This window comes from Rhodococcus sp. O3, assembly GCF_048897285.1.
Taxonomy (GTDB): domain Bacteria; phylum Actinomycetota; class Actinomycetes; order Mycobacteriales; family Mycobacteriaceae; genus Rhodococcus.
The window spans coordinates 117,136-128,935 of sequence record NZ_JBMBTE010000002.1; the positions used below are offsets into that span (position 1 = coordinate 117,136).

9 protein-coding genes are annotated in these 11,800 nt (G+C 69.2%); 5 read left to right on the top strand and 4 right to left on the bottom strand.

Annotated elements, in window-relative coordinates; translation table 11 throughout:
* Positions 1 to 20: 20 nt before the first annotated feature.
* Genes ACN675_RS01580 through ACN675_RS01590 form a run of 3 tightly spaced genes read right to left on the bottom strand, consistent with a single transcriptional unit; the run spans position 21 to position 3,612 of the window.
* Positions 21 to 1,700, bottom strand: coding sequence for a (2,3-dihydroxybenzoyl)adenylate synthase (locus ACN675_RS01580; RefSeq protein ID WP_420749235.1), 1,680 nt, complete (start codon positions 1,698 to 1,700; stop codon positions 21 to 23).
* 23 nt (positions 1,701 to 1,723) lie between these two features.
* The gene (locus tag ACN675_RS01585; protein ID WP_420749236.1) at positions 1,724 to 2,494 is read right to left on the bottom strand and encodes an SDR family oxidoreductase; all 771 of its coding nucleotides are present in this window, start codon (positions 2,492 to 2,494) and stop codon (positions 1,724 to 1,726) included.
* On the bottom strand, positions 2,491 to 3,612 hold the full coding sequence (locus tag ACN675_RS01590) for an isochorismate synthase (protein ID WP_420749237.1): 1,122 nt from the start codon (positions 3,610 to 3,612) through the stop codon (positions 2,491 to 2,493). The genes ACN675_RS01585 and ACN675_RS01590 overlap by 4 nt, the downstream gene beginning before the upstream one ends.
* A gap of 234 nt (positions 3,613 to 3,846) precedes the next feature.
* Between ACN675_RS01590 and ACN675_RS01595 the strand changes: the two genes are divergently transcribed.
* From ACN675_RS01595 to ACN675_RS01605, 3 genes are all read left to right on the top strand, one after another.
* Positions 3,847 to 4,845 carry an ABC transporter substrate-binding protein gene (locus tag ACN675_RS01595; RefSeq protein ID WP_420749238.1) on the top strand — a complete coding sequence of 333 codons (999 nt, stop codon included), beginning with the start codon at positions 3,847 to 3,849 and terminating at the stop codon, positions 4,843 to 4,845.
* A gap of 12 nt (positions 4,846 to 4,857) precedes the next feature.
* Entirely contained in the window at positions 4,858 to 5,079 is a 222-nt protein-coding gene (locus ACN675_RS01600) for a phosphopantetheine-binding protein (protein WP_420749239.1), read from the top strand.
* A 165-nt stretch (positions 5,080 to 5,244) separates the two neighbouring features.
* Positions 5,245 to 6,813: an alpha/beta hydrolase gene (locus ACN675_RS01605; protein ID WP_420749240.1), complete on the top strand. Its 1,569-nt coding sequence runs from the start codon at positions 5,245 to 5,247 to the stop codon at positions 6,811 to 6,813.
* Positions 6,814 to 6,869: 56 nt separating this feature from the next.
* On the opposite strand, the gene ACN675_RS01610 is transcribed toward ACN675_RS01605, so the two are convergent.
* Positions 6,870 to 8,291: an MDR family MFS transporter gene (locus ACN675_RS01610; RefSeq protein ID WP_420749290.1), complete on the bottom strand. Its 1,422-nt coding sequence runs from the start codon at positions 8,289 to 8,291 to the stop codon at positions 6,870 to 6,872.
* Between the two features lie 111 nt (positions 8,292 to 8,402).
* On the opposite strand from ACN675_RS01610, the gene ACN675_RS01615 reads away from it, so the two are divergent.
* A complete protein-coding gene (locus ACN675_RS01615; RefSeq protein ID WP_420749241.1) occupies positions 8,403 to 9,293 on the top strand; it encodes a phosphoribosylaminoimidazolesuccinocarboxamide synthase in 891 nt (296 codons plus the stop codon).
* Positions 9,293 to 11,431 (top strand): S9 family peptidase, encoded by a 2,139-nt coding sequence (locus tag ACN675_RS01620; RefSeq protein ID WP_420749242.1) that lies wholly within the window; start codon positions 9,293 to 9,295, stop codon positions 11,429 to 11,431. The genes ACN675_RS01615 and ACN675_RS01620 overlap by 1 nt, the downstream gene beginning before the upstream one ends.
* Positions 11,432 to 11,800: the final 369 nt, after the last annotated feature.

The following is an 11,800-nucleotide window of genomic DNA, read 5'->3' on the forward strand; positions in this document are numbered from 1 at the left end:
CGCTTTCTCGGGTTGGGCGTTCAGTTCTCGAAGGTCGCGGCCAGCGCGCGCCGCAGTTCGTTCCGGCTGATCTTGCCGACGCCGGTCACGGGGAAGGCGTCGACGAAGCGCACCCTGTCCGGGATCTTGTATCCGGCCAGGCCGCGTTCACGCAGGAAAGCCTTGAGCTCGAGTGCTTTCGGGGATTCCCCTTCGGTCACGACGAATGCGCACGTGCGTTCGCCGAGGTACCGGTCGGGCATCGCCACGACGGCGGCGTCGAGCACCGCGGGATGGGCGATCAGATGGTTCTCGACCTCCTCGGCGGCGATCTTCTCGCCGCCGCGGTTGATCTGGTCCTTGGCGCGGCCCTCGACCACGATGTAGCCGCGTTCGGTGAGACGGACGATGTCGCCGGTGCGGTAGAAACCGTCCGGGGTGAATGCCGTCGAATTGTGTTCGGGGGCATTGTAGTAGCCGCGGATCGTGTAGGGGCCGCGGGTGAGCAGGTGTCCGGTGCCGCCGGCCGGTACGGGAACGCCGGCGTCGTCGAGGATGCGGATCTCGTCGTGCACGCTGATCGGCCGCCCCTGCGTGGTGACGATCGTGTCCTCGTCGTCGTCGAGACGCGTGTAGTTCACCAGTCCCTCCGCCATTCCGAAGACCTGCTGGAGCGTGCAGCCGAGTTCGGGCCGCACCCGTTTGGCGGCTTCGGCGGGGAACTTCGCGCCGCCGACCTGCAGCACCTGCAGGGACGACAGGTCGCGTTCGCTGCGGACCCGCGCCGACAGCCACGCCATTGCGAGAGGCGGCACCAGCGAGGCCATCGTGATCGCTTCGCGTTCGATCAGCGCGAACGCGGTGTCGGGGCTGGGATCCGGGGCCAGCACCACCGTGCCGCCGCTGTGCAGCACGCCGAGGATGCCGGGGGAGCTCATCGGGAAGTTGTGGGCGGCAGGCAGTGCCACGAGCATGCGCGTGTCGGCGTCGACCCCGCAGATGCGGGCCGATTCGCGCACCGAGTAGAGGTAGTCGGAATGGGTCCGCGGAATCAGCTTCGGAGTCCCGGTCGTGCCACCGGAGAGCTGAAGGAAGGCAACCGATTCGGAGTCGAGTTCCGCCGTCGGGCCCGGCTCGTGCGCGCGCAGCGCATCGAGTGGGACGGGCGAGCGCAGCGACGGGGGTTGTGCGGTGAACTCCGCGGCATCACCGGCGACCACGACCACCGGGGGGTTCTCCAGATCCGCACACACCTCGCGGGCGAGGTTCCGGTAGTCGAATCCGCCGTGTTCCGCAGCCACGACGTACGCGGCGGCGTCGGCGAACCTGCAGAAGTAGCCGATCTCGGCGGCACGGTGCGCGGGCAGCGCGAACACCGGCAGCGCACCCAGACGGAAAACCGCGAACAGCACCTCGGTGTACTCGACGATGTTCGGCAGCTGCACGACCACGCGGTCCCCGGCATGCACGCCGAGTTCTGCGAGCCCCGACGCGATCCGGGCCGCGGATTCGTCCAGTTCACGGTAGGTCAGGCGCTGTCGTTGGCCGCGCGCATCCAGTCCGGTGACGGCGACCCGGTCGCCGAACAGGGCGGCGCGGGCCGGCAGGAACTGCGCGAACGTCTCCGGGGTCCAGTACCCCGCTCCCCGATACAGCTCCGCGAATTCGTCGGGGTAGCGGGCGGTTTCGGCGAGCGCGGTGCGCCGCAGGCCGGATGTCACGAAACGATCCTTTCGGGGGATGCTCAGGCGCGCAGGGTCGCGCCACCGTCGACGTACAGGGCTTGCATGGTGATGTGCCGGGCGCGGTCGGAGAGCAGGAACTCGATCGCGTCGGCGATATCGCCGGGTTCGGCGATCCGGCCGAGCGGGATACCGACCTTGAACTGGGCGGGGTCACCGGCGATCGCGCCGAGTGCGCCCGCGTCGTCGTCCGGGTCGGCCCACAGCGACCGCTGCATCGCGGTGTCGGTGGATCCGGGCGCGACGATGTTGGCGCGGATCCCGAATTCGGCGAGTTCGAGCCCGAGGACCCGCACGATCATCGACGCCGCGGCCTTCGACGATCCGTAGGCCCCCATACCGATTCGGGGCACACCCGCCGAGTTCGAACCGACCACGACGATCGACCCACCTGCGCGGTCGCGCATCTTCCGGCCGACGGCGCGCAGCACCGACACCAGGCCGGTGACGTTGACGTCGTAGATGCGCTGCCATTCGTCCGGGTCGCCGTCGAGGATCGAGGCGGTGGAGAACACACCGGCGACGTGTGCGAGTTTCGTGATGGGGCCGTGCTCGGATTCGATGGTGTCGATTGCGAAGTCGACGGCGTCGGCGTCACGGATGTCGACCGGGAAGGTGGGGGCGGGTCCGTCCAGCATCGCTGCGGTCTTGCGCAGACCTTCGGGGTCGCGGTCGGCGAGCACGACGCGATGACCCGCCCCGGCGAGCGTGAGGGCGGTCGCGCGGCCTATGCCCTGTGCGGCGCCGACGACGAGACTGGCGGGTGTGCTCACCGGTGTACCCCCAATGCATCGAGAACGGTTCCGAATTTGGTTGTGGTTTCGTCGAGTTCGTCCTGAGGATCGGATGCGGCGACGATGCCGCCACCGGCGTGCGCGGTGATCGTGCGGCCGTCGGCGTCCAGCACGGCGCACCGGATCGTGACCATCCATTCGCCGTCGCCGTCGGTGTCGCACCATCCGATCGCGCCGGCATAGAAGCCACGGTCACCCTCGAGCTCGCGGATCGTCTCGCGCGCGGCGACCGTGGGGGTGCCGCAGATCGCGGGGGTCGGGTGCACCGCGACGGCCAGGTCCAGCGCGGTGACGGACGGGTCGCGCAGGCGCCCGGACACCGGCGTGCCGAGGTGCCACAGTTGCCGGGTGCCGGTCAGTCGGGGCCGGTCCGGGATGTCGAGGTCGGTGCACAGGGGTTCGAGGCTCGCGCGCAGGTCCGCGACGACGTGTGCGTGCTCGGCAAGGTTCTTGGCGGAGGCGGCGAGTTCCTCGCCGGTTCTGCGGTCGGTCTCGGGATCGGAGTGGCGCGGCGCGGACCCGGCGAGGGGATGCGCGATGACGCGGTCGCCGCGGCGGCGGATGAGGACCTCGGGGCTGGCACCGACCAGGTATCGTCCGTGCCAGCTTCTGCCCGCGGGGCTCAGATCGACGGCGAAACCGTTGCCGTTCGGGTCGTTTGCGGCCAACCGGTGCAGCAGCTGCCCGGCGGTGACCGGCCGCTCGGCGCGCAGGACGAGGGCGCGGGCGAGAACTACCTTGGCGAGTGCGTCGTCCGACCGCAGTCGCGTCAGGGCGGTCGCGACCCGGTCGAGATGCTCGCGTTCGGACGGCAGTGCCGCGTCGACGACGATGGCGGGAAGCGCCTCGGCAGCGGTGGCGATCGGGGTGGGCGTGTGCGTCAGGGTGTGGGGAGCGGTCAGGGCCGCCGGGTGGTCCGGGTCGAAGGGCAGGGCGCCGACGACGGCGCAGACCGTTCCCGCGCGCAGGGCTGCGGCTGCCTCGCCGACGCGGGACCAGGATTCGGCGACACCGTCGGCGACGACCGTGCCGTGGGGCCGGGACAGCGCGAAGGGGGCCGTGCCGGTGACCTGCACGGCGTGGGCCGGTGCCTGCATGACGCACACCTCTCGGTAGCGGTGAAGTGGACGATCGCGTGGGGCACACGACCACTCGAGACCATATACGGTTAGGCTAACCTTTGGTGCTGTCCGCGTCGGAGTCGGTGTGGCCCGGATTCGCCCGACGTGAATTCGGGCGAACGGGAGCTTTGACCCACGCTGGGTTTCGGTTAGCCTAACCAAAATAATGCGGGTGCTCGGGCCTGCGACCGGACGAAGCGGGAGACGTTGATGAGGGGAACGCGTGGTGCACGCGGACTTGCTGTGCTCGGCCTGGCTGCGGTGTTGACCGCCGGCCTCGTGGGATGCAGCGACAGCAGCGACGGCGACGAGAGTGCCGCGCCGACACGCACGTTCGCCGCCCAGAACGGCCCCGTCGAGATCCCGTCGGACCCGCAGCGCATCGTCGCGTGCGGCTACGCGACCCTTCCGCTGATCCAGGCGGGCGCCAACCTCGCCGCGGTGTGTGAATGGACCCGCGAACTCGAGAACATGGACGCGGAGACCCTCGCCGCCTACGAGACCCTGCCCAAGGTCGCCCCCGACGCCTCGGTCGCCGAACTCGACTACGAAGCCGTCACCGCTGCCCGGCCCGACCTGATCATCATGGGGGTCCCGGCACGGGCGAGAGAAGCGCTCGACCTCGCCAAGCTCGAAGCGCTCGCTCCGGTCGTGTTCCTCGGGCCCACCGACCCGGGGCAATGGCGTGAACTCGGCGAACAGTACGCCGATGCTGCGGGCGTGGCCGACGCCTACGGTGAGTTCAAGCAGGAGTACGAGACTCGCGCCGCCGAAATCGCCCGGACCTACGCCGGCACCCTCGGGGGCCTGAAGTTCGCGGGAGTGTGCAGCGTGTGCGGCACCGAAGCGGGCGAGTTCTTCCGCGAGTACGCTGCGTCCTACACCACCAACCTGTTCGACGACCTCGGTTTCGAATTCCCCGGTGAGCCTGCCGATCCCGCGGATGTCCACGGCGAGTACCTGTCGCTCGAGCAGATGCCCGCGAACCTGGCCGACGCCGACGTGATCGTCTACGGCGTCGACGCCGACGGTTCGGTCCCGCCCGAACTGCAGGCCGTCTTCGACTCACCGCTGTGGCAGAACCTGCCCGCGGTTCGGGCGGGCAACCTGGTCCCGGTACGGCACGCCAACGCCGCCACCTACGAAACAGCGCTGCTCGCACTCGAATCCATCGACACCGGACTCGCGGCACTGCCGACGCGTTCGTAGCAAAGGAGAAGCATGCTGGATCGCGGAACGATTCTCGCCGACACCGCCCGAATTCTCGAGGTGGAGCCCGACGAGCTGGACCCGACGGCGAGCCTGGTCGATCAGGGTCTCGACTCGGTACGCCTGATGGCGCTCGTCGAGCACTGGCGCGGCGCCGGCGCCGACGTCGATTTCGTGTCGCTGGCATCCGCTCCGGATCTCGACGAGTGGTGCACCCTGCTCACGCGTTGCTGACCGTCTCCCGGTCCGGGATTTCCCGGTAACGCAGAGGGTGCCGCTGTCTCCACCCAGGGCTGCTGGTTCGCCCCACCCTTCGACGCGACGCTCGAAGGACCCGAAGGCTCCGCTTCGGGCCTTCGGGCAGGTCCGCCCGAACCTCTTGAAGGGCAGGCGAATCGCATGGTGGCTTCACAGTTCTCCGAGGTGCGTCCGCTGCGGCGTGTCGCCGCAGCGGCGATCCTGACAACCGCTGCGTTCCTGACCGCCGGTGTCGTCACGGCGCCGTACGCCGCGGCGGATCCCGACGTGCGCTCGGATGCCGGGGAGATCCCGGACGGCCTGGAAGACTTCTACGCCCAGCAGATCGAGTGGGGTTCCTGCGACGGGTTCAGCACCGACGGATCCGACCTCGGCACGCTCGAGTGCGCGAAGGTGAACGTTCCCGTCGACTACGGCGATCCGCAGGGACAGACCGCGCAGATCGCGGTGTCCCGCATGGCGGCGACCGGTGAGAAGGTCGGTTCCCTGCTGGTCAATCCCGGTGGCCCCGGTGCCTCCGGGCTCGGCATGGCAGTGGTGGGGACCGGAACGCCGCTGGCCGAGCACTTCGACGTCATCGGGTTCGATCCGCGCGGCATCGGAGCGTCGACCCCGCAGATCGTGTGCCTGACCGCCGAGGAGAAGGACGAGGACAGGGCCGAGGCCGATCTCGACCGCAGCCCGGAGGCTATCGCCGAGGCCGAACAGGAGGCACAGGAGTTCGCGGCACAGTGCGCCGAACGAACCGGGGCGGACGTGCTCGCGAACGTCGGCACGCGGGATGTCGCCCGGGACATGGACGTCATCCGCGCGGTGCTCGGCGACCGGCAGCTCACCTACCTCGGTTACTCGTACGGCACCCGGCTCGGCACCGCCTACGCGGAGCAGTTCCCGCAGAACGTGCGTGCGATGGTCCTCGACGGCGCCCTCGATCCCCAGCAGAATTCCGACGAACAGGTGCTGAACCAGATGGCCGGATTCCAGCAGGCGTTCGACGAGTTCGCGACGCGCTGCACGACACTCGCCGGGTGCCCGCTCGGGGACGATCCGGCCGGGGCGGTGCAGCGGTTCCGGGAACTCGTCGACCCCCTCGTCGACAGCCCGGCGGCGACGGCGGATCCGCGTGGCCTCAGCTACTCGGATGCGATGACGGGCGTGATCGCGGGTCTGTATTCGCCGAGCATGTGGGAGCCGCTGATGGCGGGGCTCGACGAGCTGGCCGCGGGCACCGGCGACACGCTGCTCATGCTCGCCGATCTGTATGAGGGGCGATCCGCCGACGGTGCCTACTCGAACTCGGCCGAGGCGATGACGGCCGTGCGATGCGTCGACGATCCGGCCTCGACCGACCGGGCGGCGCTCGGCGAACTCGACACCCGCCTGCGCGAGGTCGCACCGTTCCTCGACGACGGTTACGGTTCCGGTCAGGCACCGCTCGACACGTGCGCGTTCTGGCCGGTGCCGCCGACGAGCACCCCGCACACCGTCGAGGTGTCGGGACTGGCACCGGTGCTGGTGGTGTCCACCACGGAGGACCCCGCGACGCCCTACCAGGCCGGCGTCGATCTCGCGGACCAGCTGGGCGGTGTCCTGGTCACCTACCGCGGCACCCAGCACGGGGTCGTGCTGACCGGACAGTGGTGCATCGACACCCCGGTCGTGTCGTACCTCGTCGACCTGACCGTGCCGGAGGGCGACATCACCTGCTGACGCATCCCACCCACGACTCGGCCCCACACGACCGCCGGTCGTGTGGGGCTGCGACGTCAGGATGCGTCGGCGGGGCGGCCCGGGATCGTCGCCGCCGCGACGGCCAGCGCGATCGTCGCGATCAGCACCGCGGTGAACACCGGATCGATCGACGCGGCGACCTGCCCGGCATCCGGGGCATCGGTACCCCCGGCCGCCGCGTTGGCCAACGCCCCGAACACCGCGACCCCGACGGCGCTGCCCAGTCCGCGCGCGAACGCGTTCGCCCCGGTCGCGACGCCGCGCTCGGACCACCCGACGCTCGCCTGCGCCGCGATCAGGGAGGGGCTGGCGATCAGTCCCATCCCGAGACCGATGAGCAGGCAGCACGTCGCGACGTGCCAGATCTGCGAATGCACGTCGAGCCGCGTCAGCAGGGCCGTGCCGCAGATCGCCGGTACCGCGCCGATCAGCGCGGTCGCACGGAAGCCGAGGCGCAGATACAACCGTCCCGACTGCGACGCCGCGACCGGCCAGCCCATGGTCAGCGTCGCCAGGGTGAACCCGGCGACCAGGGCCGTGGTGCCGAGCGCTCCCTGCACGAAGGCCGGAACGTACGACGTCAGGCCCATCACCACCGCGCCGACCATCGCGGCGACCGCGCTCGTCGACAACAGCACCCGCCGCGTGAACACCCACACCGGCAGAATCGGATCCGCGGCCCGCCGCTCCACCAGGACGAACACCACGAACAGGGCGGCCGACGCCAGGAAGATCGCGGCGCTCGGCACCGACGCCCACGCCCACGCCTGGCCGCCTTCGAGCAGGCCGAGGATCAGCAGTCCGGCGGCCAGCGCCAACACCGCCGCGCCCGCCCAGTCGATCGGACGACGTTCCGGCCGGTCCTCCGTCTGCGACTCGTCGAAGCTGCGGACGAGCACCCACGCCGCGAGCGCGCACAGCGGAAGGTTCACCCAGAAGATCCAGCGCCAGGACACGAAGTCGGAGAAGATCCCGCCGATCGCGGGCCCGACGACCGAGGACATTCCCCACACGCTGGCGATGTAGCCCTGCGCCTTCGCGCGTTCGGCGACGGTGTAGATGTCCCCGGCGATGGTCTGTGCCATCGGCAGCACCGCCCCGGCGCCGATGCCCTGCACCGCCCGGAACGTGATCAGCGCGGGCATGCTCCACGCCAGCGCACACAGCAACGATCCGAGAGCGAACACCGCGATCCCGAACAGCAGGACCGGTTTGCGGCCGAACACGTCGGACAGCTTGCCGTACACCGGCACGAGCACCGCCTGCGTCAGCAGATAGCTCGAGAACAACCACGGGAACTGCGTGAATCCGCCGAGGTCGGCGACGATCGTGGGGACGGCGGTCGCGAGGATGGTGCTCTCGAGGGCGACCAGCGCGGTCGCGAGCATCAGGGCCAGCAGGATCGGACCGCGTTCCGACCGGAACCCGACGTCCACATGTACCGTTCCCGCTGCCATCGTGCTCCCGTCGTCGATCGGATCGTGTCCGAGTGTCTCCGCCATTGTCACGGATGGGAGATCTGTCACCGGCTTGCCGTGGATGTCGCCCGCGAGCACTAGGGTGACATCGTGCGTCCTTCACTCGAGTCCTACTCCCACCTCGCCGGCGGCAAGGTCCGCGACCTGTATGTCATCGACGACGAGCACCTGTTGCTCGTGGCCAGCGACCGGATCTCGGCCTACGACCACGTGCTCGCCACCCCGATTCCCGACAAGGGCCGGGTCCTCACCGCGATGAGCGTGTTCTTCTTCAACCTGCTCGACGCGAACAACCATCTCGCCGGTGAACCCGACGACGAACGCATCCCCGAAGACCTCCTGGGTCGTGCGCTGGTCGTCAAGCGGCTGCAGATGGTGCCCGTCGAATGCGTCGCCCGCGGCTACCTCACAGGCTCCGGCCTGCTCGACTACCAGGCCACCGGCTCGGTGTGCGGCGTGAAACTGCCCGAGGGGCTCGTCGAGGCGAGCCGCCTGCCGGAGCCGATCTTCACCCCCGCCACCAAGGCCGACCTCGGCGACCACGACGAGAACATCAGCTTCGAGCAGGTCGCCGAGAAGGTCGGCCTGAACCTCGCGATGAAGCTGCGCCAGGACACCCTCGACATCTACGACCGCGCCGCGATGTACGCGTCCGAGCGCGGCATCCTGCTCGCCGACACCAAGTTCGAGTTCGGTCTCGACAAGGCCGGCAACCTGGTGCTCGCCGACGAGGTGCTCACCCCGGATTCGTCGCGCTACTGGCCCGCCGAGGAGTACGAGGAAGGCAAGGTGCAGCCGAGCTTCGACAAGCAGATCGTCCGCAACTGGCTGACCGGGCCGGAATCCGGCTGGGACCGCAAGTCCGACACCCTGCCGCCGGCGCTGCCGCAGCACGTCGTCGACAAGACCCGTGCCCGCTACATCGAGGCGTACGAGCGGATCTCCGGGCTGTCGTTCGACGACTGGATCGGGGGGCAGTGATGCCGGAGTCGGCACCCCTGTCGGCGCCCCCGGTCGCCAAGAAGGTTCCGATCGAGCGCACCCACCACGGGCACACCTTCGTCGACGAGTACGAATGGTTGCGCGACAAGGAGAACCCCGACGTCATCGCATATCTCGAGGCCGAGAATGCGTGGACGGAACAGCAGACCGCGGATCTGGCGCCGCTGCGCGAGAAGATCTTCGACGAGATCAAGTCGCGCACGCAGGAAACCGACATGTCGGTGCCGACCCGCCTCGGCGACTGGTGGTACTACGCCCGCACCGCCGAGGGGAAGCAGTACGGAGTCCAGTGCCGCTGCCCGATCTCCGGCCCCGACGACTGGACCCCGCCGGAACCGGCACCGGGCGTCGAGTTGCCCGGCGAGCAGATCCTGCTCGACGGCAACGCCGAAGCCGAGGGACACGAGTTCTTCTCCATCGGCGCGTTCTCGGTCAGCCACGACGGCACGCTGCTCGCCTACTCCACCGACGTGGTCGGCGACGAGCGGTACACGCTGCGGTTCAAGAACCTGGTCACCGGTGAACTGCTGCCCGACGAGATTCCCGGTACCGCGCCCGGCGCGACGTGGGCGATCGACCACACCCACGTCTTCTATCTCACCGTCGACGAGTCGTGGCGGCCGGACACGGTGTGGCGGCACCGCCTCGGTACCGACCGCAGCGAGGACGTGAAGGTCTTCCACGAACCGGACGAGCGGTTCTGGGTGTCGGTGGGCTCGACCCGCAGCGAGAAGTACCTGATGATCTGGGTGGGATCGAAGATCACCACCGAAGGGTGGGTCCTCGAATCCGACAACCCGACAGGCGAATTCCGTGTGCTGCTGCCCCGGCGCGAGGGTGTCGAGTACAGCGCGGAGCACGCCGTCGTCGCGGGTGAGGACCGATTCCTCGTGCTGCACAACGACGTCGATCCCGCCGGCGTGAAGGCCGAGAACTTCGTGCTCGCGGAGGCGCCCGTCGACGATCCGTCCGCGCTGCACACCCTCATCGAGCACAGCGAGGACGTGCGGCTCGAGGACGTCGACGCGTTCGCGGGTCACCTGGTCATCGGGTACCGGCGTGAGGCACTGACCCGGCTCGCGGTGTGGCCGCTGACGGCCGACGGCTACGGCGATTTCGCGGAAATCGAATTCGACGAGGAACTGTTCTCCGTCGGACCGGGCGCGAACCCCGAATGGAACCAGCCGACACTCCGCCTCGGGTTCACCTCGTTCATCACCCCGAGCCGGGTCTACGACCTCGTCGTCGACACCGGCGAACTGCTGCTGCGCAAGGCGCAACCGGTGCTGGGCGACTTCGATCCCACCCGGTACGAGCAGCGCCGGGAGTGGGCGGTCGCGGAGGACGGCACCCGGATTCCGCTGTCGATCGTGCAGCGCAAGGACCTGCCCGAGGGTCCCGCACCGACACTGCTCTACGGCTACGGCTCGTACGAGGCCAGCATCGATCCCGGATTCTCGGTGGCACGGCTGTCGCTGCTCGACCGCGGCATGGTGTTCGCGGTCGCCCACGTCCGCGGCGGCGGCGAGATGGGCCGGCACTGGTACGAGAACGGCAAGGCGCTCACCAAGAAGAACACCTTCACCGATTTCGTCGCGTGCGCGCAGCACCTGATCGACACCGGGGTGACGTCCCCGGATCGTCTGGTCGCGGACGGCGGCAGCGCGGGCGGTCTGCTCATGGGTGCGGTCGCGAACCTCGCGCCCGAGTTGTTCGCGGGCATCCTCGCGAACGTGCCGTTCGTCGATCCGCTGACCTCGATCCTCGATCCGTCGCTGCCGCTGACCGTCATCGAGTGGGACGAGTGGGGCAACCCGCTCGACAATCCCGAGGTGTACGCGTACATGCGCTCGTACAGCCCGTACGAGAACGTCGAGGCCAAGGACTACCCGGCGATCCTGGCGATCACAAGCATCAACGACACCCGGGTGCTGTACGTCGAACCGGCCAAGTGGGTCGCCAAGTTGCGCGCCACCAAGACCGGCGACGCGCCGCTGCTCCTCAAGACGGAGATGAGCGCCGGGCACGGGGGAGTGTCGGGCCGCTACGAGAAGTGGCGCGAGGTCGCGTTCGAGTTCGCGTGGGTGCTCGCCACCTCGGGGGCCTACCGGCCCTAGCGGTTTCGTTCACAGCAGTTTCGTTCGGCTCACCGGCCGTCGTCGCGATTCCGCGGCGGCGGCCGGTTCTTTTCACCGTCGCGGTTGATCGAGGACGAGATTCGTCCGCGGTCGCGGAGATGCTCCTCGACTACCGGCGGGACGCCGTCGAGGTCCCGGATGCGGTGCGGCCCGGGTCGTCGACCTCACCGGCCGGGCCGCACCCTCGAACAGTGGGCGCGCGACCACCGCGCCGCCTTCGGCGTGGAGGCCTGAGCGGCGCAGCGCGGTCCTCGGGGCGTATCGCCGATCGGGTCCCGCCGAAACACCTCCAGGTATCCCACTTAGATAACTAGGCTGTCCTATTGACACATGTGAGTCGCCCGTCTT